This window comes from Ruegeria lacuscaerulensis, from assembly GCF_013034685.1.
GTDB classification, from domain to species: Bacteria; Pseudomonadota; Alphaproteobacteria; order Rhodobacterales; family Rhodobacteraceae; genus Ruegeria; species Ruegeria lacuscaerulensis_B.
Window position 1 is genome coordinate 171,066 of the sequence record NZ_WQGO01000006.1, and the last position, 21,102, is coordinate 192,167.

General features: G+C 58.1%; 20 protein-coding genes and 1 tRNA gene. 11 read left to right on the forward strand and 10 right to left on the reverse strand.

Annotated elements, in window-relative coordinates; translation table 11 throughout:
• Positions 1–86: 86 nt before the first annotated feature.
• Positions 87–779: an imm11 family protein gene (locus tag GOV80_RS16090; RefSeq protein WP_170786264.1), complete on the forward strand. Its 693-nt coding sequence runs from the start codon at positions 87–89 to the stop codon at positions 777–779.
• Positions 780–852: 73 nt separating this feature from the next.
• Here the strand turns inward: GOV80_RS16090 and GOV80_RS16095 are convergent, their stop codons facing one another.
• The 3 genes from GOV80_RS16095 to GOV80_RS16105 all read right to left on the reverse strand — a co-directional run bounded on the left by GOV80_RS16095 (position 853) and on the right by GOV80_RS16105 (position 4,218).
• Positions 853–1,875: an aspartate-semialdehyde dehydrogenase gene (locus GOV80_RS16095; protein ID WP_170771216.1), complete on the reverse strand. Its 1,023-nt coding sequence runs from the start codon at positions 1,873–1,875 to the stop codon at positions 853–855.
• A 111-nt stretch (positions 1,876–1,986) separates the two neighbouring features.
• The gene (locus GOV80_RS16100) at positions 1,987–3,021 is read right to left on the reverse strand and encodes a glycosyltransferase family 4 protein (RefSeq protein WP_170786266.1); all 1,035 of its coding nucleotides are present in this window, start codon (positions 3,019–3,021) and stop codon (positions 1,987–1,989) included.
• 24 nt (positions 3,022–3,045) lie between these two features.
• The gene (locus tag GOV80_RS16105; RefSeq protein WP_170786268.1) at positions 3,046–4,218 is read right to left on the reverse strand and encodes an MFS transporter; all 1,173 of its coding nucleotides are present in this window, start codon (positions 4,216–4,218) and stop codon (positions 3,046–3,048) included.
• Between the two features lie 141 nt (positions 4,219–4,359).
• Here GOV80_RS16105 and GOV80_RS16110 point away from each other — a divergent pair, with 141 nt between their 5' ends.
• On the forward strand, positions 4,360–5,502 hold the full coding sequence (locus tag GOV80_RS16110) for a DUF3095 domain-containing protein (RefSeq protein WP_170771209.1): 1,143 nt from the start codon (positions 4,360–4,362) through the stop codon (positions 5,500–5,502).
• Between the two features lie 4 nt (positions 5,503–5,506).
• Here the strand turns inward: GOV80_RS16110 and GOV80_RS16115 are convergent, their stop codons facing one another.
• Together GOV80_RS16115 and GOV80_RS16120 are read right to left on the reverse strand one after the other, a co-directional pair.
• Entirely contained in the window at positions 5,507–6,277 is a 771-nt protein-coding gene (locus tag GOV80_RS16115) for an HpcH/HpaI aldolase family protein (RefSeq protein ID WP_170786270.1), read from the reverse strand.
• Between the two features lie 10 nt (positions 6,278–6,287).
• Positions 6,288–7,700 (reverse strand): pyridoxal phosphate-dependent decarboxylase family protein, encoded by a 1,413-nt coding sequence (locus GOV80_RS16120; RefSeq protein WP_170786272.1) that lies wholly within the window; start codon positions 7,698–7,700, stop codon positions 6,288–6,290.
• 205 nt (positions 7,701–7,905) lie between these two features.
• Here GOV80_RS16120 and hpaR point away from each other — a divergent pair, with 205 nt between their 5' ends.
• Complete coding sequence (hpaR, locus tag GOV80_RS16125; RefSeq protein ID WP_170771204.1) at positions 7,906–8,340, forward strand: homoprotocatechuate degradation operon regulator HpaR; 435 nt, start codon at positions 7,906–7,908, stop codon at positions 8,338–8,340.
• A gap of 458 nt (positions 8,341–8,798) precedes the next feature.
• A complete protein-coding gene (locus GOV80_RS16130; RefSeq protein WP_170786274.1) occupies positions 8,799–9,497 on the forward strand; it encodes a fumarylacetoacetate hydrolase family protein in 699 nt (232 codons plus the stop codon).
• Between the two features lie 3 nt (positions 9,498–9,500).
• On the opposite strand, the gene GOV80_RS16135 is transcribed toward GOV80_RS16130, so the two are convergent.
• The gene (locus GOV80_RS16135; protein WP_170786276.1) at positions 9,501–10,712 is read right to left on the reverse strand and encodes a DNA glycosylase AlkZ-like family protein; all 1,212 of its coding nucleotides are present in this window, start codon (positions 10,710–10,712) and stop codon (positions 9,501–9,503) included.
• A 4-nt stretch (positions 10,713–10,716) separates the two neighbouring features.
• Positions 10,717–11,742, reverse strand: a complete 1,026-nt coding sequence (locus tag GOV80_RS16140; RefSeq protein ID WP_170786278.1) for a LacI family DNA-binding transcriptional regulator — start codon at positions 11,740–11,742, stop codon at positions 10,717–10,719.
• 114 nt (positions 11,743–11,856) lie between these two features.
• On the opposite strand from GOV80_RS16140, the gene GOV80_RS16145 reads away from it, so the two are divergent.
• From GOV80_RS16145 to GOV80_RS16175, 7 genes are all read left to right on the forward strand, one after another.
• Positions 11,857–11,933: transfer RNA gene (locus GOV80_RS16145), tRNA-Arg, on the forward strand.
• A 416-nt stretch (positions 11,934–12,349) separates the two neighbouring features.
• The gene (locus tag GOV80_RS16150; protein ID WP_170786280.1) at positions 12,350–12,838 is read left to right on the forward strand and encodes a hypothetical protein; all 489 of its coding nucleotides are present in this window, start codon (positions 12,350–12,352) and stop codon (positions 12,836–12,838) included.
• A gap of 223 nt (positions 12,839–13,061) precedes the next feature.
• Positions 13,062–13,673: a metallophosphoesterase gene (locus tag GOV80_RS16155; RefSeq protein WP_237215884.1), complete on the forward strand. Its 612-nt coding sequence runs from the start codon at positions 13,062–13,064 to the stop codon at positions 13,671–13,673.
• Between the two features lie 267 nt (positions 13,674–13,940).
• A complete protein-coding gene (locus GOV80_RS16160; protein WP_170786282.1) occupies positions 13,941–15,035 on the forward strand; it encodes a glycosyltransferase in 1,095 nt (364 codons plus the stop codon).
• A 90-nt stretch (positions 15,036–15,125) separates the two neighbouring features.
• Positions 15,126–15,395 (forward strand): spike base protein, RCAP_Rcc01079 family, encoded by a 270-nt coding sequence (locus GOV80_RS16165; RefSeq protein ID WP_170771188.1) that lies wholly within the window; start codon positions 15,126–15,128, stop codon positions 15,393–15,395.
• Entirely contained in the window at positions 15,392–16,279 is an 888-nt protein-coding gene (locus tag GOV80_RS16170; RefSeq protein ID WP_170786284.1) for a phage head spike fiber domain-containing protein, read from the forward strand. Before GOV80_RS16165 ends, GOV80_RS16170 begins: the two co-directional genes overlap by 4 nt.
• 151 nt (positions 16,280–16,430) lie before the next feature.
• Positions 16,431–17,747, forward strand: a complete 1,317-nt coding sequence (locus GOV80_RS16175) for a hypothetical protein (protein WP_170786286.1) — start codon at positions 16,431–16,433, stop codon at positions 17,745–17,747.
• Here the strand turns inward: GOV80_RS16175 and GOV80_RS16180 are convergent.
• Genes GOV80_RS16180 through GOV80_RS16190 form a run of 3 tightly spaced genes read right to left on the reverse strand, consistent with a single transcriptional unit; the run spans position 17,698 to position 21,060 of the window.
• Complete coding sequence (locus GOV80_RS16180; protein ID WP_170786288.1) at positions 17,698–18,588, reverse strand: sulfotransferase; 891 nt, start codon at positions 18,586–18,588, stop codon at positions 17,698–17,700. The genes GOV80_RS16175 and GOV80_RS16180 overlap by 50 nt on opposite strands.
• A complete protein-coding gene (locus GOV80_RS16185) occupies positions 18,581–19,783 on the reverse strand; it encodes a glycosyltransferase (RefSeq protein ID WP_170786290.1) in 1,203 nt (400 codons plus the stop codon). The genes GOV80_RS16180 and GOV80_RS16185 overlap by 8 nt, the downstream gene beginning before the upstream one ends.
• Positions 19,780–21,060 (reverse strand): lipopolysaccharide biosynthesis protein, encoded by a 1,281-nt coding sequence (locus GOV80_RS16190; protein ID WP_170786292.1) that lies wholly within the window; start codon positions 21,058–21,060, stop codon positions 19,780–19,782. Before GOV80_RS16190 ends, GOV80_RS16185 begins: the two co-directional genes overlap by 4 nt.
• Positions 21,061–21,102 lie beyond the last annotated feature (42 nt).

Here is a 21,102-nt window from a genome sequence, read left to right on the forward strand (position 1 = left end):
AAAAGCTTTGTTCTTTGCGCACATGGTGCAAGTCGCTAAGTTAGCTTGATGTTTTATGTGCAAAGTTAAGCAATTTGGCGGCGAAAATGATTGATGAAAATGACCCTTCGGGGCGGGATTCCCATGTCTGGATTTCTACGGCCTGGAACGATGCGGTTGGCGTAACTCCGATGACGCGGAGGGAATATGAACGGCACTGGCGCGCTGGTCAGCCCAAAGAAATCGGTGAAAAATACAGTGAATTGCTCGAACGGACATACAACAAAGTTCCTAAAGGCGAGGTCTTGGTATCAGAAGAAATCGGAGATGTCTGGTACTATGGCTCGCAGGACGGCAATCCTGCACCGAACTTTATGAACGGAGGCGGTCTGCCGGTGCTGTCGGATTCGGCCAAAACGGTTCTGGAACAGTTCGATCTGGGCGAGACCTATTTCCACTTAATCAGATTGCAGGCCCCGGCGGGACATGCAACCACGGATGAGCCGTACTACATCCTGAATGTGTGCAATAAACGGTCGATGGGGAACTACTTGGCGTTGGGGCCCGAGGGTGATCTGACGGCTCCATTGAACAATAGATACGGGAAAAGGTTCACACCAAGGTCGGGGTGGGAGCACAAATTGGTCGTTGCCCCCGAGGCGCTGGGTGGCCCTGACATCTGGATTGATCAAAAAACGCCCAGAATTTTTTTCCTCTCGGAACGTCTCGTCTCAGCTTTGAAAGCAGCCGGAGTCGATGACGGTTGGGGTTTAGTCCGCTGCCCTGTTGGGGTTCTGTGACGCAAACGGTGCGTCGAAACAAAAAAACCCCGCTGCGTCGACAGCGGGGTTTCTCTGTGACTGTAGACTGACCTCAGCCTTTTTTCAGAACCTCACGGCCCAGCAACTCAGCGATCTGCACCGCATTCAGGGCTGCGCCTTTGCGCAGGTTGTCGGACACGCACCACAGGTTGATGCCGTTCTCGATTGTCGAATCCTGACGGATGCGGCTGATGAAGGTGGCGAAGTCACCCGCGCATTCGATGGGCGAGACGTAGCCGCCGGGTTCGCGCTTGTCGATCACCATGATGCCGGGGGCCTCGCGCAGGATGTCGCGGGCTTCGTCCTCGTCCAGGAATTCCTCGAACTCGATATTCACGGCCTCGGAATGGCCGACGAACACGGGAACGCGGACGCAGGTGGCTGTGACCTTGATCGACGGATCGACGATCTTTTTGGTCTCGACCACCATCTTCCACTCTTCCTTGGTCGAGCCGTCTTCCATGAAGACGTCGATCTGCGGGATGACGTTGAAGGCGATCTGCTTCTGGAACTTCTTGGGTTCCACCTCGGTTGTGGGGTTGTAGACCGCTTTGGTCTGATCCCACAGCTCATCCATGCCCTCTTTGCCCGCGCCCGAGACCGACTGATAGGTCGAGACGACAACGCGCTTGATCTTGGCGCGGTCATGCAGCGGCTTCAGCGCGACAACCATTTGCGCGGTCGAGCAGTTGGGGTTGGCGATGATGTTCTTGTTCTTATAGTCGTGTATCGCCTGCGGGTTACATTCCGGCACGATCAGCGGAATGTCGGGGTCGTAGCGATAGAGCGACGAGTTGTCGATCACCACACAGCCTGCAGCCGCCGCCTTGGGCGCGTAGACTTTGGTTGCGTCCGAGCCGATGGCAAACAGCGCCATGTCCCAGCCGGTGAAGTCGAAGGTGTCGATGTCCTGGGTGGTTAGTGTCTTGTCGCCAAAGCTTACTTCGGTGCCCAGCGAACGACGGCTTGCCAGCACGGCAAGTTCATCGACGGGGAACTGGCGTTCCGCCAGAATGTTCAGCATTTCGCGGCCCACGTTACCCGTGGCGCCGGCGACAACGACGCGATAGCCCATTTCATGTCTCCAAAGTTAAGGACGCGCGTTCATAGCTGCGTTGCGGCAAAGAAAAAAGGGTTTTCGGGTCAGATTTCGCCCGATGACACCGATTTGACGCGGCGCAACGCCTCAGGTGTCGGTCAAAAGCCGCTCGTAGAGGGCAACAAGGGTCTTTGCTTCGCCGTCGATGTCGAAATTCTGCTCGACATGGGTACGGGCAGCGAGGCCGGATTGCGCAAGGGAATCGCGGTTTTCCAGCATCCGGGCGGCGGCATCGGCCAAGGCCGGGATATTGCCGGGCTCCACCACATGGCCCAATGACGGGTCGGTAACGATCTCAGAGAACGCTCCGACATCGGTGGCCACGACGGGCACGCCGCAGGCCATCGCCTCCAACGGGGTCAGGCCGAAGCCTTCCCACCGCTGGGGCGCGATGAAGAGGTCCAGAACTTGATACCATTCGGCGATCTGGTCGACTGTGACCTCGGGCATGAAGAGGATGCGGTCGGACAGGCCCGCCTCCGCGACCTTGTCTTTCAGTTCTGCCAAGAAGGTGGTGTGCTGTTCCGTAGCGCGACCCATGACGATGCCATGCACATCGTCAAAGCGGCCACACAGGTCGATCATTGCATCCACAAAGGCGTCAGTACCCTTCTGGTGGCGGATGCGGCCATAGCAGCCCAGCAGCAGGCCATCAGGCAGGCCCAACCGGGCGCGCACGGCCGCTTTATCCTCGGGCGGGGTAAAATCCTGCAGGTTGATGCCATGCATGATCACCTGTGCATCCCGATCCAGATACCCGGCGGTTTTGCGCGAGGTGGCGACCACGGCATCCATCTTGTCGATCAGCCATTTGGTATAGCCCGTATGCGCCCGTTGCGACGCGCTGGTGAACAGCAGTTTCAGCCGCAGCCGCAGGATATTGCGCAGAAACAGGCCCAACAGCATCTCGGTATTGCGACGCGCGTGCCAAACGCGCAGCGTTTTACGCGACAGAAAGGGCAGGCGTCCAAGCGGGATATGCGGGACGTCATCCGGTAGGCCCGGACCGGTGGCTGCAATGTCGATCCATTGCACTTGCAACGGCACCAACCGCGCAATCGTCGCCGTCACGCCCGAAAGCCTGCGTTTGAGATTAGGGGCAATGACGCGCGGGTCGGACATGAGGGTCTCCTGTCGGGGTCAGCTTCAGTCGACGCTGTCCCGGCTGAATAGATAGATCACGCAGCCAATGGCAAGCGAGATGGCAAAAAAGCCGAATATCGCTGTGTAGGGCGCAGAGGGGCTGATGTCCACCGTGGCCGCATGGACGCGGCCGGTGACGAATTGGGCAAGGCCGACGCCTCCGATCCCGAACAGGTTCAACAGGGTCACGCCTCGGCCCACTAGGTGTGGAGGAACAAAGGCGCGGCCATGGGCCATGATGACAGGAAAGCTGGCCCCGGTGAACCCGATGACCGAGATCAGTACCACCGAAAGCCAGACCGCATTGTCGATCCACAGACACAACAGGGTCAGGGAGACCACGCCCAGCGCGTTACCACCAAAGATCACCCATTTCCGCGTTCCCAATATCCGGTCAAGCGGCCCATAAGCGAAGGTGCCCGCAATCATCGATGCGCCCATAATCAGAGTGGCGGTTCCGATCTGGGTGGTGCTGAGGGAGAAGATATCACTCAGATATGGTCCGGCCCAAAGGCCACGGGTCGCAGCCGACGGCGCATAGGCCACCAACATCAGGGGCAGGATCGCCCAGAGTGCCGGCTGCTTCAGCAGATCCAGAACCGATCCCTTGTGGTCGGTTTCAACGCGTTTGGGATCATGAACTGTGAACAGGATACCGATTGCGATCACGCCCGAAAACAGGGCCAAAGTGACCATCGTGGCGCGCCAGCCCATTAGCTCAACGGCCAGCGCAGTGGGGTAGGAGGCGACCAAATTGCCAACCGACCCAACACCCAGCATCAGCGCCGCAAGCGTGGCAAACCGGGCCGGGGGGTATTCACGGGCGAAGATAAAGTACGAGGCCATCAGGATCGGCGAGCACCCCACTCCGATCAGCCCCATGGCCAGGGCGACATGAAAAGGCGTGCTGGCCACGGCAAAGATCAGTGCGCCGCCTGCGCCACCGACCAGCAACAAAACGGTCGAGGTCAGCCGCGGCCCGACCCGATCCAGCGCCCAGCCAACCGGGAGTTGCATGGCGGCAAAGACCAGAAACCAAAGGCCCGAGGCAAAAGCGAGGTCCTCTGGCGTGGCGCCGATATCACGGCCCAGATCGACGCTGAGTACGGCCAAAAAGGCACGAAAAAACTGGCTGAGCACATAGCCCAGACACAACACGACCAAACCTGCCTTCATGAAATGCCCCTTTTGCCATCATCTGACCGGACATGCTTGGCACGGGACACCGCTGCGCACAAGCACGTGTGTCTTGACGATTTCGCGGGACTTGGGCCGCATTCGGGTTATGTTAAACCATGATTTGAGACCGAGGTATTCATGAAAGACGCCCAGGCCGCCTTCTATGACAGCCTACCCCTTTTGCGCGATTTTTCACGGCTGACCGATCCCGCGCAGTTCTCGGCGCTGCCTGATGATTGGGTTGTGGGGGTTGCGGACATTGTCGACTCGACGGCTGAGATCGCCAAAGGCCGCTATAAGACGGTGAATATGGTTGGCGCGGCTGTGATTTCGGCCATGATCAACGCCATGAAAGGCGCTGAGTTCCCTTATGTGTTTGGCGGCGACGGGGCCGGATTCGCCGTGCCCGCAAGTGCGATGGATGATGCGCGGCAAGCACTGGCAGACTTGCGCCGCTGGGCCGAGGATGAGTTTGGGATCAAGTTGCGCGCTGCGCTGACGACGGTCGCCGAAATCCGGCAGGCGGGGAAAGAGTTGCGCGTCGCCCGCTATGCCCCGTCCAGCGGGGTGGATTACGCCATGTTCTCGGGCGGCGGGCTGGCCTGGGCCGAGACGCAGATGAAATCCGGGTCCTCTTCCGTCGACCCGTCCGGGCCGGGCGCGCTGCCCGATTTGAACGGCTTGTCCTGTCGATGGTCGAATGTACGGTCGCAGAACGGGCAGATCGTGTCTTTGGTGGTCGAACCCACGGCGCAGGCTACCGAGAGCGATTTTGCCGATCTGGCGCAATCGGTGCTGCGTGCCTCGGAAGAGTTGGAACGGGCGGGCCATCCCGTCCCGGTCGGGGGACCGCCAATGCGCTGGCCACCTCCGGGTTTGGATCTGGACGCGCATGTTTCACGGGCTGGGCGGAATGTAGCTGTGCAAAAGCTGCTTCTGTTGGTCCAAAACCTGCTGATCGCGCTTTTGTTCCGGCGCGGCAAGCCGCTGGGAAATTTCGAGCCGGTCCACTATCGCAACATGGTCAGCAGCAACGCGGATTTTCGCAAGTTTGATGACGGGCTGAAAATGACGCTGGATTGCGACCCGGCCACGCTGGCGCAAATTCGCACGATGCTGGAGCAGGCGCGTGGCCAGGGAAAGATCAAATACGGCCTGCATGCGCAGGATGAGGCGATGATGACCTGTTTTGTGCCCTCGGCCACCCGCGACGACCACGTGCATTTCGTGGATGGTGCTTCGGGCGGCTATGCACAGGCGACGGCTGCGATGCAGGGCTGAAGGGTTACTTCGCTTTCCACTTTGCTGAAAGCGCCCGCGCGGCTTGCGTCAGTAGCATCACGTCTATGCCAACCGCCTGAAACTGCGCGCCCATGTCCTGAAATGCCTGAGACGACTCGTCCGTAACTCCCAGAATCCCCGGGGCTTTGCCTGCTGCACGCGTTCGCGCAATCGCATCCGCAATCGCCGCCCGCACCTCGGGCGCGGCACTGTTGCCCTGATAGCCCATGTCGGTGGACAGATCGGCTGGGCCAATAAAGACCCCATCAATACCGTCGACCTTCAGAATATCGTCCAAGGCGGCCAGACCCGCGCGGTTTTCAACCTGAACCAGCAGGCAGATCTGGGCATCTGCGGTGGGAATGTAGTCCGGGATCGTCCCATACATCGTCGCGCGCGAGGCCATGGCGCCGACGCCGCGCACGCCTTCGGGCGGATAGCGGCAGGCACGCACCAGGTCCCTTGCCTGTTCGGCGCTTTCGACCATCGGCACCAGAATTGTTTGCGACCCCGCATCCAGCACCATCTTGATCAATGCGGCATCCCCAACCGGAACACGAACCACAGGATGGGTCGGGCTGGCGGACAGGGCCATCAACTGATCCCGGATAGACCGGATATCGTTGGGCGCGTGCTCGCCATCGATGACCAGCCAGTCGAACCCGGCGCTTCCCATGATCTCGGCGGTGACGGCCTCGGCAAAACTGGTCCAGCAGCCGATCAACCTTTCGCCGTTAATGAGAGCCTGTTTGAACGAATTTAACGGTGCGGGCATGATCAATCCTTTAGGTCAGAGAGCGGGCGATTTCGGTGATGACATCGTAAGCCACGCGTACATCATCTTCGGTCGTTTCAAACTGTCCGGCTTGGAACCGGATGGTCAGGTTGCCGTCCACTCGGGTTTGGGTCAGGTAAATACGACCGTCGTCATTGATGGCGTTTACAAGCCGCAGGTTCAGATCGTCCAGATCAACCGCACCGTCCGGGGCATAACGAAAGGTCCATAGCGACCACATCGGTTTCGTGGTGATTTCGAAATCCGGCTCGGTGGCCAGACGGTCATGCAAGTCCACAGACCAGTTTACATGATTGCGCAGTCGGGTGCGCAACCCCTCAAGCCCATAGGCGCGGATCACGAACCAAAGCTTCAGCGCCCGGAATCGCCGCCCCAAAGGCACCGACCATTCCGAATAGTTGATGATCCCGTCCTTGCCGTGGGTTTTCAGAAATTCTGGACTGATCGCCAAGGTCTGCACCAGATCTTCAGGGTTTTTCAGAAAATGCGCGCAGCAGTCGAATTGGACGCCCAGCCATTTATGCGGGTTGAACACGATGCTATCGGCGCGCTCGACCCCCTGCCAATAGTGGCGGTATTCCGGGCAGATCATCGCCGACCCCGCCCACGCCGCATCTACATGGGTGTAGAGCCCGTATTTGGCGGCGACCTTCAGGCATTCTTCGACCGGGTCGGTACCGCCGACACTGGTGCCGCCAACCGACAGAATGACCCCCGCCGGATGCAAACCGGAGTCTAAATCAGATTGAATCGCCTGTTCCAACGCCACAGGATCCATGCCGCGCCAGTCACCTTTGGTCAGGACGCGCACCAAATTCTGCTGCCCGATCCCTGCGACCCAGATCGCCCGGTCAATCGAGGTATGCACCTCGGCCGAGCAATAAACGCGCAAGGGTTTCTGTGCAAACAGCCCCTGTTGATTGCCCTGCCACGACAGGGCCTTTTCGCGCATGGTCAGCACCGCAGCCAGCGTCGCGGATGAGGCGGAGTCCTGGATCACGCCGGCGAACCCTGTGGGCAGGTCCAGCGCGTGACGCAGCCATTCCATCATCCGCGTTTCCATCTCGGTCGCCGCGGGTGAAGTCTGCCACAGCATGCATTGCGCTGCGATCGCGCTGGTCAGAAACTCGGCCAGCACCGAGGGCGGAGAAGTGTTTGCGTTGAAATATGCGAAAAACCGGGGATGTTGCCAATGTGTGATGCCCGGCATGACGATCTGTTCGAAGTCCTGAAAGATGTCCTCGATAGGCTGCGCTTGCTCGGGCGGAAGTTCTGGCAAGGCATTCAGGATGTCGCCTGGCTCGGTCTGCGCGCGTACTGGCTTATCTTTGACGGTTTGGTGATAGTCCTGCGTCCATCTGGCGGCTTTCTCGCCCCACTCTGCAAAGGAATCCCAATCCATGTCCTGCCCCATGTGATGTATCATCTTCGGGTTTTCGTCGGAAAACCCGCGATGCCAGTGGTGGCTATCGGGCGAAAAAGGTCAATCCAAATCGCCGAAAAAAGGGTTGCGAACTTTTCGTCGAGAGTGGAGTTTGCAAATAAATTCAATCATCTTAATTATTGAGTTTGGTTGCAGTTTTTGGGAATTTCGTTCAAGATTTCATATGTCCAGAGATTTGCCACTGACTTCCCGCTCTTTGCCGATTGCGCTGCTTCGGGCGCGTGAAAGGGTCATGGGGCCGATCCGTCGCATGTTGGCGGATGTCGGCGTGACCGAGCAACAATGGCGTGTGTTGCGTGTTCTCAAGGAAGATGGCCCGCAAGAACCAACCCATATCGCCGAGCGAGCCTGTCTTCTTCTGCCCAGCCTGACCCGCATCCTGCAGAAGCTTGAGGCCAAAGGGCTGATCCGTCGACACGTGCACCCTGTCGACAAACGCCGCCAGATTGTAGAGATCACGGCTGCTGGGGATAAGATCATCCAGGACAATATCAACCTCATCCTGCAAGAGGCAGAAGGCATTCGCATCCAACTTGGCCCCGAGCGCCATGAGGCTTTGCTGGACTTGTTGAACGACCTGCACGATCTGAAATCCTGACCTCAAAAAACGCAGTCCCGCCAGAGGTATGGGGGGCGCCCTCTGGCGGGGTTGGCCAGACCAAGACTGGACTGCGTGTCTGGCCCACAAGCAGATGCCCCGGGACGATCCGGGCGATCGGCTTGTGTTTCGGATAACCTGTCAACCTAGAATAAGGTGTACGTACGGTCCTGAGACCCTTGGGTGAGTAGCCTCTGACCGAGGCGATCCGAAACTAGTCTACCGCAAATGTGTTAGTGCGGTGATATTGTGTTGCGCGAGACCCGCCCATCCCATAGCGCGGCGCTCAGGCGCATCGTATTGATGTCATGCGTTTATAAGCATAATCTAGCCTATCTCGGCGGATTTCCAAGATGTGAAACCGGATTGTGAACCGGGTTGAGTTGACGGCAGTCATCTGCTTGCCCTGCGCGTGGGGTCGCCTAATATGCCCGAAACCAAGCAGACCCGAGACTCATATGGCCGATACTTTGTTTTCCCTGCCCAAGCCGGTTGTTATACCGGTTCAGGGGCTTTCCACCCCCTATCCTGTTGGCCGGATATTCTGCGTTGGGCGCAATTATGCCGCCCATGCCGCAGAGATGGGCCATGAAGTGGATCGTGAGGCACCGTTCTATTTCACCAAATCCGCGGCAAACGCGATCCTGACCGGCGCAACCGTGCCATATCCACCGGGAACTGAGAATTTCCATCATGAGATGGAATTGGCGGTCGCCATTGGCGCGCCCGTGTTTCAGGCGTCGAAATCTCAAGCGACCGAGGCGGTCTATGCCTATGGCTGTGCGCTGGATATGACGCGGCGTGACCTGCAAATTCGGGAACGGAACAAGCAGCGCCCTTGGGATTTGGGCAAGGACCTTGAAAACGGCTCGGTGTTTGCCCCTCTGACCCGGGCCCCGGACTGGTCGCCTAGCGATGACAAGCGGATCCATCTGAACGTCAACGGCGAAACCCGTCAGGATGCCACACTGCGCGAGCTGATCTGGAAGATCGACGAAGTAATCAGCCATCTTTCCGGGTACTACCATCTTCGTCCGGGTGATTTGATCATGACCGGAACACCGGCAGGGGTAGGACCAGTTCAGGCAGGCGACGTGCTGGAGGGTGGAATTGACGGGCTGCATCCAATCCGCCTAACGCTAACTGAGACAGAATAGACCCTAAACAGGGTCTTTCAGCCATCCACCGACAAATTCGATCCGCGTCAGGCCGGTAAATCTGCGCACTCTATCCAACTCGGCCTCAAGGCGTCGAGTGCGCGCATCCGTCCAACGCACGCCACGTTCCGGCCACAGCGCGGTGACGCGCAGGACATCCTGATCCCGGTGGGCTTTCATATCGATCCGCCCCACCATCCTGTCCCCTTCAAGCAGGGGAAAGACATAGTAGCCATATTTGCGTTTGAGGGCAGGCACGAAAACCTCGATCCGATAGTGAAAACCAAACAAACGCTCGGCGCGGTTGCGATCCCGCAACATTGGATCAAACGGGCTGAGAACCCGCATCCGACCGGGGGCCGGGGGCAGGTTTGTTGGATCGGGCCATTCTGGCCGGGTTATCACCTTGCGCGCGCGCCCATCGGCGCAGGTGACTTCGATTTCCTCGACATTCCCTTTGATTAGAGCTTGTTTGACCCATTCCCGAGCCTCAGACGCGCTGACCGTATCCCAGAATGCAGCCAGTTCCCCGGATGTCGCAAAACCCAATCGGTCCAGCGCGGCGTTGCACAACCAGTCGACGGTCTGCGCTGCGTCACAAGGCAGGTTGCCAGGGCAAAGATGGGTTTCGATCACCCGCTCAGTCAGATCATAGCGCTTCTGAAACCCCTGACGGCCCACAACGGCCAGTGCGCCGGACCGCCACAGGAATTCCAGCGCCGTTTTCGAGGGGTGCCAGTCCCACCATCCGCCCGAGCCTTTTTTCTCGTCCTTGCCGACATCCGAGGACGAAACCGGCCCGTGGTTTCGGATATGGGTCAGCACCGATTCAAACTGTTGCTCGAACCTATCCCGCCGCCAGTTCTTCCAGCGCGATTTCAACAGGGCTGCGTCGCGCTGAAACCGCAGGTGCCAATGGGGGTAGAACACCATCGGAATTACGGCGGCGTCATGGGTCCAGTGTTCAAATAGGACACGATCTTGTTCATACAGCCGACTGAGGTTGCGCGCCCGATAGCTGGGTCTGCGCGAGAACAGGATCATATCATGGGCCCGTGCGACGGTGTTGATGCTGTCCAGTTGCACAAAGCCCAGACGCTGGATCAACTCCAATAGGTCCGCACCCTTGGCATTGCCCGAGGGCTGTTCCAGCAACGCGTGCCGATCCATGAATAGGGTCCGCGCGGCACGGTTGTCCAGCCGCCGCAACGCCACGGCGTCAGCGCCGTTTCAGAGTGTCGCCAAAGCTGATCTTGGGGGTCAGGGTCACACGGGTTTCAACCTCGGTCTCTGGATCGGCCAGCTGCGAGGCGATGATTTCGGCGGCCTTGCGCCCAATCTCAAGCCGGCAGGCGTCCATCGTAGCCAGCTTGCGCGGCAGGCCCTGCAACAGTTCGACATTGTTGAACCCGGCCAGCCCGATCTGTCCCGGCACGTCGATGCCCTGGTCCAGCAGGTACAGCAGCCCACCCGCACCGATCATGTCGTTGGAATAGTACAGAAAATCCAGCTCGGGCGATCGTTCCAGCATCGCTTGTGTCATTTCGCGACCCTTGGCCAGAGCCGATCCGCCGGAATAGAATTCGCGGTCTTCGATCTCGATCCCGTTTTTGCCCAGCACTTCGGTGAAGCCTTCGAACCGTTTGCGCGCGCGGTGGTCCAAAGGCATCTTGGTGCCCATGAAACCGATATGTTCATAGCCCGCCTTCAGGATTGCCTGGGCCATTTCACGCCCTGCACGCCGATGGGAAATACCCACCATCGCATCCACGGGCTTGCCGTCAGTATCCATGATTTCAACGACGGGAATCCCCGCAGAGTCCAACATCGCGCGGGCTGCTTCAGTATGTTCCAGCCCTGCAATGATCACGCCCGAAGGCCGCCACGAGAGCATCTCGTATAGTACTTTCTCCTCTTTCTCGGGCAGATAATCCGTGACGCCGACAACAGGCTGCAACTCGGTATCTTCGAGCACCTGGTTGATCCCGGTCAGCACCTCGGGGAAGACCATGTTCGACAGCGAGGGGATGATCACCGCCACCAGATTCACCCGGCTGGAGGCCAGCGCACCTGCGATTTTGTTCGGCACGTACCCCAACTCTTTCGCGGCGGCCAGAACGCGGGTGCGGGTTGCATCGGACACATCGCCCCGGTTGCGCAGAACCCGGCTGACCGTCATCTCTGACACCCCCGACGCTTCTGAGACATCACGAAGGGTAAGCGGGCGTTTTGTTTCTGTTGTCACGAGGGCACCTGCGTCGTTGTTTTGAGGAATGGTAGCGTGAACAGGGCGCAATTTACAACTGCCCATCAAAGCCCATGACAACCCCGAAAAACCAAGCTAGAGAGAGGCTTGCGCGGCCCCGTGGCTCAACTGGATAGAGCAGCCCCCTCCTAAGGGGCAGGTTGCAGGTTCGAATCCTGCCGGGGTCGCCAGCCAGTCTTATGAACGAACATACCTCTCGCTTTGGATGATTTCGCGTGATGAGCGAGCATTGAAAAACCTTCGGAGACTGCAGTGTAACCGGACTTAGCGGCCGCGATTGCCAGGCATGATTTGGAGGCCAGCTGCTTTTTTGGCGAGCCAGTTCATGCGTCTTTCGATCAAGATGGCTCCACACCAGAAATTGTCGCCCAACTAGGCTAAAGGCCGGTCTTTTGCCAACAATTGAACCGAACTGCCAAATTGGACCTGATCAGAAATCGACAGCACTGAATGGTTACAAAGCGTTTAGACAAAATCGCGATAACTTGTCCGCAAAAGGCACATTTACGCCCCAGGCCACACGTCAAGACGACGATGTCCCTCCTTAGCACTGTTCCCAACTACCAACGGGAATGGAGTGCGGCTAATGCAATTTCTGAGTTTGAGGCTCTGCAAATGGAAGAGACGGTTTGCAGGTTATGTGATGGGGCTTTCTGTCCTGTCATGCGTGCTTGCAGTGCCTGGCGCCGGATACTCGGAACAACCTTTGGTGGTTGGCAGTGATCGAGGCGGTTTCTTGCATGATCGTTTGGTCGAATTGGAGAACCTTCAAAGAAATGGCATACGTGTCGAGCTGCGCGGGCGGATCTGTTATTCGACCTGTACGATGTTTCTTGGCCTGCCAGGGACATGTGTAACACCGGACACAATATTTGGGTTTCATGGTCCGTCGCGTCATGGCCGGCCGCTCAGTGCCTCAGATTTTCAGTATTTCAGCGAAGTGATGGCGGAGTTCTACCCCGAGCCCATCAAGACTTGGTTCATGGAAACAGGACGAAACCGAATTCGCGGCGTACACAAAATCAAGGGTGCAGAGCTTATTCGATTGGGTGTTCTTGCTTGCCGCACGGCGTAGCGTCGCGCTTGTCTTCAAACCTCTAGATAGGTATGAGTGTATTGTGTGAGCACAATCATAGCATGTGCTTTGACGGGTAGCCTTGCATAGGAAATTAGTCTGGTTGATTTCGGGACTCCTTCATCGAATTCATGGGGGCAAAGCGCGCAGAGCTCCTGCGCCGACAAAGCCGATCTGCGTCATAGGGGATGTCCATGGCTGCATCGGGCTTTTGGAAAAGCTCTTGTCCCAAGTACCGCATGACGCCCAGATCATTCTGGTTGGAGATTACATTGACCGAGGCGAACACAGCTCGGAGGTTTTGAGGATGATGCAAGCCTGCCCCGAATTTATGTGTTTGATGGGAAATCATGAGCAAATGCTACTGCGTTTCCTGGCCGATCCGAAGAAACACGGTCGTCAGTGGCTACGAAATGGGGGCTTGCAGACACTGGCGTCGTTTCGCATCCCAGCCGCTCGGCCAGAAATGACCTCCGAGGAACTGACCAAGTGTCGGGATAGTTTGCGGCGCGCTATGGGTGATGAACTTGTTGGCTGGATCGCAGATTTTAAGACCAGTTTTCATAGTGGGAATATCTTTGTCTCGCATGCTGGGGCAGACCCCACGTGTCGGCTTGACCAGCAATCTGAGCACGACCTGCTTTGGGGCAACAAACATTTTCAGACCAAAGACAGGAAAGACGGTCAGTGGGTTGTCCATGGCCATACAATCGTGAGTCGCGCTGCGGTTCGGGGCGGCCGAATTGCTGTCGACACGGGCGCGTTCGCGACCGGCGTGCTCAGCGCAGTCTATCTGGACGGTTCTGAGCCAGAGTTTCTGACGGCGCTTGGTTAGTATTGGTTGTTTTTGCAACACTGAAAAAAACAATCTAAGGCAGAATGCGTCGAAATATTGTTTCGCAAAAAGAGAGTGAATTAAACCTGAGATAACTAGGTATTTCGAGCGATTCATGTGCACCCTTCGGATCCCATTTTACGGCGTTCTGCAAACTGGACGTCGGCTGCACCCTTCAGGAGATGACTTGGGCCTCATGGCATTGCGGGGTGGTGGCAACACGGGCTTAGAAATCAGGCCCGCGGTGACAGCGGAGTGTTGGGCAGATTGAAAGTTGCCATCGTACATTATTGGCTAGTGGGAATGCGCGGCGGTGAAAAAGTCTTGGAGGCGCTGCTGGATCTATTTCCGGGCGCAGTGATTGTGACTCATGTCTATGACCGCGAAAAGGTCAGCGCCAAGGTCAGAAAACACGAGGTGCGAGAGACCTTTATCGGGCGCTTGCCCGGTGCGCGAAAGCACTATCAGAAATACCTGCCCCTTATGCCCCTGGCGCTTGAACAGATGGACATGCAGGAATTTGATCTGATTCTGTCCAGCGAATCCGGTCCGGCAAAGGGGATCGTGCCGCGCCCCGATGCGTTGCATGTCTGCTATTGTCATTCACCGATGCGCTATATTTGGGATCACTATCACAGCTATCGGCAACAGGCGGGGGGTGTTGCGCGGATGGCGATGCCCTTCCTAGCGCATAGGCTGCGCGTTTGGGATGTCACGACTGCTGCTCGCGTGGATCGTTTCGTGGCCAATTCGTCCTTCATTCGTGACCGAATCCAAACCTATTATCGGCGCGAAGCAGAGGTTGTTTTTCCTCCGGTCGAGACGCAGGCGTTTCAGATATCGAACCATGTTGAAAACCACTACCTGCTTGCAGGTGAGATGGTTTCTTACAAACGGGCCGATCTGGCGATTGATGCGTTCAACGCCTCTGGCCGTAAACTGGTGGTTGTTGGTGATGGTGAGATGCGCGGCGTGTTGGAAAAGAAATCCTGCCCCAATATCACTTTTCTTGGCCGGGTTGATAATGCCGAGCTAAAGCGTCAATTCGCCACCTGTCGCGCGCTGATTTTCCCCGGTGAGGAGGACTTTGGCATAGTTCCGGTCGAAGTGATGGCCAGCGGACGACCGGTGATCGCATATGGGCGCGGTGGGGCATTGGACACCGTCATCGAGGGTGTCAGCGGTGTTTTGTTTCATGAACAGACCGCCGAAGCCCTAAACCTGGCCATCGACCGGTTCGAGAAGAACCCGGGTTTGGTGAAGGATCCAGCGACGATCAGGGCGTTGGCGGATACATTCGATGTTGAGGTCTTCAAGCAAAAGATATGGGCACTAATCGCTGACGCGCGGGCAAACGCCTGACGCGGACGCAACGCACGCAGGACTTGTTGGTCATTAAGCGGTTTTTCCTAACGTGCCGCTGATTGACACACAGACAGCGAGTCCTGACCCATGACCACCAATCCTTTCGTAAACCGAGTATCCAGCCTGTCCGGTCCTGCCCGAGATATTGCACCCGTGACGCCTTCGGATACTGCGGACCTGCCCGATGTGGCGATCGGGCTATACGTTGAATCGGGCGGGACGATTGTGTTGACGACTGTTCGCGGGGAAATCCGCACGGTGCAGGTTCTGGACTTTTCGATCCTGCCAGTGGGCGTCAGCCGTGTGCATGCCACGGGCACAACGGCCAGTGGAATCCATGCAATGGTGCTGGCATGAAGCTGACCCGCGACCTTTCTGTTACGTCGCACCCTGCGCGCCGGGTATCTGGCCCAGCCCTGTCACTTAATTTCGAGCGGCAGGAGTACCGGCGGTTCGGGCGCCCCATCGCGTTGAGCGAGGCGATGACCTTCGCGCGTGCCTCTTCGGCCCGGCAGGCCGGGGCCTCGGGCATGATCGAGACGGTGGGCGATGACGTATTGCGGCGAGATCATGTGGTCGGAACCGGAGCGTTCCGGGGGGCCTTGTTCGAAGGTCAGGCCACCAATCTGCTGCACTATTCAGATGACTTTACCCAATCCTACTGGAACGGATATGCGCGTAAGCCCAGTTTCGTCGGCGGGCAGCTTGCGCCGGACGGGACGGCTTCGGCCCAGACGTGGAATTGCGCGAATACCACGGGCGGCCCGGACCTGAACCGAGGTGGGGTACTGATCCCCTATCCTGGGGCGTCGGGCACGGCGACGGTCAGTATCTGGTTGCGTGCCAGCGCACCTCTGACCATGCGGTTCGGGCAGTCGGACAAGACATCAAAAACGATTGACGTCACGACCCAATGGCAACGGTTCAGTCACACGGATCTGTTGCCCAACAATCAGAACCGGATCTTTATCCTGTATGAGGCCATCAACAGCGATATTGACCTCTTTATCTGGGGCGCGCAGGCGGAAACCGGCAACGCGCTGACCAGCAATATCGCCACAACCGGGGCCGAGGCCACCCGTGCGGCCGATCAGGCTGGTTTGACCGGGTTGACCGGAGCGTTTGAGGTCACAGTCACATACGAGGATGACAGTCAGGACGTGATGGCCAATCAGAGTATCACCGACGGCTGGTGGCCCGTGCTGACGCAGCCCAGAGTCAAGTCCATCGTGCTGAGCTGATGGGGCCTGCATCCACCTGAAATGCCGTGGAGCTGTGTTTGGCTTACGGCATTTCGGTATTCAAAAAACAACTTAAGATTGTTTCTCGCCAAGCGAGCGGATAGGTTTGCATATGGTCTTTTGGGTTCGGCAATAAGGCGGTCCTCCTGCGATGTTCTTTCTGGCTTGGATGCTGATATGCGCCGCGCTGGGGCTGTTCTTTTGGGTGGCCCTGTCGTTGCGGTCAGCTCCGATTGTGCTGAGCCTGATGTTCTTCGCTCTGATCTATTGCATCCGTCCTGCAATGATCATGCTTGGGGCAAATCTGGTGAATCCTGCGCTGTTCAATGACTCGGCCGAGCTGGGTGCTTTCGCGTTGATCTACGCGTTCTTGTATCTGTCTGCGGCGCTGGTCACGGTTGTGATCTTGAGTGCTGCGCGTCCCGGATTCGGTGCCGGTCTGTTTCCCGCAATGTCGTCACGCGTCGATACCGTTTCGGCGCTTGTGGCTATTCTTCTGACCATCGTTGCAATGGGTATCGGCGCACAGCTATTTCTGAAATTCGGGTCGCTTCAAGCAATCCTTTTTGCAGCGAAGATCACAAAAGACCTGGCGGGCACTTTTGGGCTTAGGTCCCTTGTCGGGCTGGGAGCATTCTTTTCTTCGGTCGCCTTGTTGATCAGTTTGCGCGACAGGCGTATCGGCAAAACAGCCATATTTAGCCTCTGTTTTGGTATCAATCTGTTTGTCTTTTCCCTGTGGGGCACTCGGCTGGAAGCGTTCGTACTGCTGTCCGGTACACTGCTGGTCTTGACCTCGCGCGCGGGGCAGATCGACCTGTGGGGTATCGTGAAATTCTCGGTCTGGGGGTTTTGCCTGCTGTTTGGTGCGACAGTGTCGTACATCTACCGCCTTGCGCAATTGTCCGGCAGTTGGGAGGTCGCCTTTTCCCGCGATTTGACCACGACGACCGCGGTGTCCATGCATATGACGCGGTTCGATTCCCTGATGCTGGTGGTGCAGGATTTTACTTCGGGGCTTCACACGCGGGTCGGAGAAGACTTCTACAACGGTCTGATCATGGTCATCCCGCGCGCTCTGTGGCCAGACAAGCCTTCGCAACTGTTGATCGGCCAGTGGTTCCGGCAATGGTATGAGCCGAACGCGGTCAACGGTTGGACGGTCGGGGGACCGGGCGAGTATCTGGTGAACTTCGGGTTGGCGGGTGTCATTCTAGGCGGGATCGTGTTTGGCGTGATGCTGACGGTGATCCATTCGGGCTATCGCAAGATGGGTGCGGATCAGCCCTTGTCGGTCATGGTGTCGGTTGTGTTGGTGCTGATCGTGGTGCCCGAAGGCTCGCCCATTCAACTACTGCCAAGGGTTGTACTGTGGTGTATACCGATTTGGCTGGTTGTTTGGGCGGCAAGAATGCGGCTCAGAGCTCCGGTTGCAAGCGTTCCAAAAGTGCCGTTTCCCGGTCGCTGATGGCTTGGGCCAGAGCTGCGAGCAGTTCAACCTCGCGGGCGCTTTGGCCGGGCTTGTGCGGGGTTGTGTTGAGCCTTCGGTACACTCGGCGCGCTGTCTCATACAGAGCGCCTTTGGGCAGTTTGCCCCGGATCGCCGTGTTCAAAGATTGCAGCAACCGGTTACGGACAAAATAGGTTTCGTTCGACCCATCAAAGAACAGCGGCACATTCGTTTCAAGCCCCAACCGCCCAAACAACACAGCCACAGTATTTGCAGGGTCGGACAACATATTGCGCATCTCAAGATGGATGACGCGTTCCGGCCCCAGATCCCGCCGCCACAAGGCCAACCAATAGCCGAACGTGGCCCAGTCCAGAGCGTTTCGCAGGTGATCCTGAGGAAAATGGCTGGATGCACGCCCGTCCAGAACCATCTCGAAAAACATCTCGATCGAAATTGACGCGTCGATATAGCTCTTGTTGTTCGAGAAGTAGTGATAGGTCGAGGTGATCTGATCCACCGGGTCACGTGTGATGAAGATGACCGGCGGCCGGTGCGCCATCGCGGCGATGGTTTTACGGGCGGTTTCGTGATGCGCATAGGCAGGTGTTGAATCCAGCCACAACGCATTGTCGGGCGCATCGGGAAACAGCGCAGCATATCCCGCAAGACCTTGGGTCAAAACGCTGTGTTCGGGTCGAAAAAAGTGGCTGTCGCGGTCGTAGAGGAACTCCAGCTCTTTGCGCACACCGCCCGAGATTTGCGGATGCTGAACCAACCAGTCATGCAGCGAACTGGTGGCGCATTTGGTGAAGCCGCAGATGAACAGATCGGGCAGGCGGTGGGGGCGCTCAGTCATCGCGGGTCTCCTTCGGCAGACCGGTGGCGCGATACAGCAGGTCCTCGTAGGCGCCGATCATCCGCGTCGTGCGAAACGGGGCAAGATTGGGTTCAGGGTCTTGCACGCGTGTCGCGCGCACCCGGTCGGGATTTTGGGCAAGGTCGTTGAAAATCGCTGAGAGCGTCGGGGCGTCGATTTGTTCGGGGATCAGGCCGCGATGGGGTGGGATCAGTTCCGGTATGCCGCCATTTGGGCTGCCGACCACGAACAAGCCGCGCGCCATGGCCTCGATCACGGTGCGCCCAAAAGGTTCGGCCCAAAGCGCAGGCAGAAAAAGCACGTCGAGCCTGTCGAGAAATGCGATGGCCTCCTGTCGACCGGTCAGACAGATCCCGGCCGCAGCGGGGTCATCCGGCAGGGCGATGCCCTGATTGTCCCCGGCCAGAAGCAATCGGTGCCCGTTCTGCGCGAGGTCAGTGTTTTGCCATGCGGTGATCAGCTCGGCCACGCCTTTGCTGGGGTGAAGGCGGCCCAGATAACCAAAGGTCAGGGGCGTGCCCGCATCCGGCGCAGGTGCGCGCGGTGCTTGCAGAAATCTGTCCGGCACCGCATTGTAGATGACGGTTGGCGCATATCCCAGCTTGGTTTCGTAAATCCGCGCCACGTGATTGGAAATCGCCACGACGTGTTTTTGTCGTCGCAGGATCAACCGGCGCAGGCCAGTGGTGTAGAAACACGGGCTGAGGGCGGAATTGCAGGCTGCGCCGCCATGCTCCATCGTGCCAAAGGCGCAAAACCAGCCGTAGTCGCGGATGACCGGGACACAGGCGGTGCGGGTCAGCAGACAAGCCAGCATGAAAGCCGACCCATGTCCGGCAGGGTTATTCATCAGCACCACATCTGGACAGTTGCGCCGCAGCCATTGCAAAGAGCGCAGGAACAGGACGGGGTCTATTTCGCTGCGCAAGATCCAGGCCATGCGGGTGGCAAAGTGGCGCGCGCCATGCAGGGGGCTTTTGCCGATCGGCAGGCCCTGAACGACGTCAATGGGGATGTTATCGACATGATCCGGATATGGGCGCGACCCGTCCGAGACCACAACCCGCACGTCATGCCCGCGTGCCTTTAAGCTGCGCGCGATGTCCCGTGCTGATCGCTCGGACCCGCCCAGCTCGTTGGGGGCATAGTTAAAACACTGAATGGCGATCTTCATGAGAGCTGCCCTTCACGCATGAGACCCAGAACCGAAGGGTCAATGCCCATCTCGCGCCGGGTGTATCTTACGGCCTCAAGGTTCCAGCCAGCGACGGACAGAGCCAGACACAGCGCGGCCCCTACCGGGCCGAAGGCCCAGATCATTGGGATCATCGCCGCCATTGCTATCAAGTTCATCCGCGCCAGCAGCCGAAAGGCCGCTCGGTCGTGGCCCGTAAGCTCAAGCAGGACCGAGGTCGGTCCGGTCAGAGCATTCACCGCATAGGCACCGGCCACGATTAACAGAACATTGTAGCCGGTTTCGAACCCGGTTCCGAACAAAGACAACAGCCAGACACCAAACAGGATCAGCCCGAGGAAGATCAGCAAGGCCGACCCCGCAGCGATGGCGGCGACGGTAGCGCATGTGCGTTGCAACGCACGGGTTTTGCCGTCGTGATGCAGGCGCGAGATTGTGGGTGAGACGACCATATTGGCGGCCAGCAGTACAAGGTTCATCAACAACGCTATCCGCAGCGCGGCAAAGGTTGGTCCGGTGTCCGCCGGGCTCAGCATCAATCCCAGCAAAACCACGACAAGGTTCGGGGCGGTGATTTGCAGGACAGATACACCCCAAAGACCCCACATACGCGGTCGCCATGTGGCCCGGTCATAGGCAGCTGGGGCCAGAAAAAGAGCCTTGGGTCGGGTCGTTGGATGCAGATGGACCTGAACCAGAACCATCGCCACTAGCAGTGCGGTCAGCAACCAGGTGATTTGCGCAGCACTGCTCTGCCCCGGCCAGAACAGGATCAGGGGGATCGCCGACAGTATCACCAACCCGCGCCAGATCACATCCCGAGGCGCTAGGGCCAAGCTCATCCGGTCATAGGCACGCAGGACAAATGCGAAATATTCCGCCCAGGCCGTGGTCAGCGCGAATACCCCCGTGGCCGCAATGAAAGGCCATCCAAGCTCGGGTCGCATCCAAATAAAGGCTGGGGCCGACAGGACCGCCAAAGCCACGGTACCTAGCGTGATGATCCAGAACCCATCGCGAATCCGACCCGTTGCAAGCCTGTTCTGACCTTGCGCCGCGTAGATCGAGACATAGCGCAGGCTCAGCATCCGTTGTCCGAAACTGCCCGCTACCGCCAGCAATACCGCCAGCGAAAATCCAAAACCGAAGGTGCCATAAGTCGAGGCATTCAACGCCTGTGCCAAGACCAGAAACATGGCAAATTGCAGGCCTGCGGCCCCAACCTTGATGACAAGGGCGGCAAGCCCGCCTTTCATGAGGCGCTGTCTTATGGGGTTGGACTTGTCTGGCATCGGTGG

Coding starts and splice junctions, on each gene's coding strand:
- GOV80_RS16090 (WP_170786264.1), top strand. CDS start 87: ATGATTGATGAAAATGACCCTTCGGGGCGGGATTCCCATGTCTGGATT.
- GOV80_RS16095 (WP_170771216.1), bottom strand. CDS start 1,875: ATGGGCTATCGCGTCGTTGTCGCCGGCGCCACGGGTAACGTGGGCCGC.
- GOV80_RS16100 (WP_170786266.1), bottom strand. CDS start 3,021: ATGTCCGACCCGCGCGTCATTGCCCCTAATCTCAAACGCAGGCTTTCG.
- GOV80_RS16105 (WP_170786268.1), bottom strand. CDS start 4,218: ATGAAGGCAGGTTTGGTCGTGTTGTGTCTGGGCTATGTGCTCAGCCAG.
- GOV80_RS16110 (WP_170771209.1), top strand. CDS start 4,360: ATGAAAGACGCCCAGGCCGCCTTCTATGACAGCCTACCCCTTTTGCGC.
- GOV80_RS16115 (WP_170786270.1), bottom strand. CDS start 6,277: ATGCCCGCACCGTTAAATTCGTTCAAACAGGCTCTCATTAACGGCGAA.
- GOV80_RS16120 (WP_170786272.1), bottom strand. CDS start 7,700: ATGGATTGGGATTCCTTTGCAGAGTGGGGCGAGAAAGCCGCCAGATGG.
- hpaR (WP_170771204.1), top strand. CDS start 7,906: ATGTCCAGAGATTTGCCACTGACTTCCCGCTCTTTGCCGATTGCGCTG.
- GOV80_RS16130 (WP_170786274.1), top strand. CDS start 8,799: ATGGCCGATACTTTGTTTTCCCTGCCCAAGCCGGTTGTTATACCGGTT.
- GOV80_RS16150 (WP_170786280.1), top strand. CDS start 12,350: ATGCAATTTCTGAGTTTGAGGCTCTGCAAATGGAAGAGACGGTTTGCA.
- GOV80_RS16165 (WP_170771188.1), top strand. CDS start 15,126: ATGACCACCAATCCTTTCGTAAACCGAGTATCCAGCCTGTCCGGTCCT.
- GOV80_RS16170 (WP_170786284.1), top strand. CDS start 15,392: ATGAAGCTGACCCGCGACCTTTCTGTTACGTCGCACCCTGCGCGCCGG.
- GOV80_RS16175 (WP_170786286.1), top strand. CDS start 16,431: ATGTTCTTTCTGGCTTGGATGCTGATATGCGCCGCGCTGGGGCTGTTC.
- GOV80_RS16180 (WP_170786288.1), bottom strand. CDS start 18,588: ATGACTGAGCGCCCCCACCGCCTGCCCGATCTGTTCATCTGCGGCTTC.
- GOV80_RS16185 (WP_170786290.1), bottom strand. CDS start 19,783: ATGAAGATCGCCATTCAGTGTTTTAACTATGCCCCCAACGAGCTGGGC.
- GOV80_RS16190 (WP_170786292.1), bottom strand. CDS start 21,060: ATGAAAGGCGGGCTTGCCGCCCTTGTCATCAAGGTTGGGGCCGCAGGC.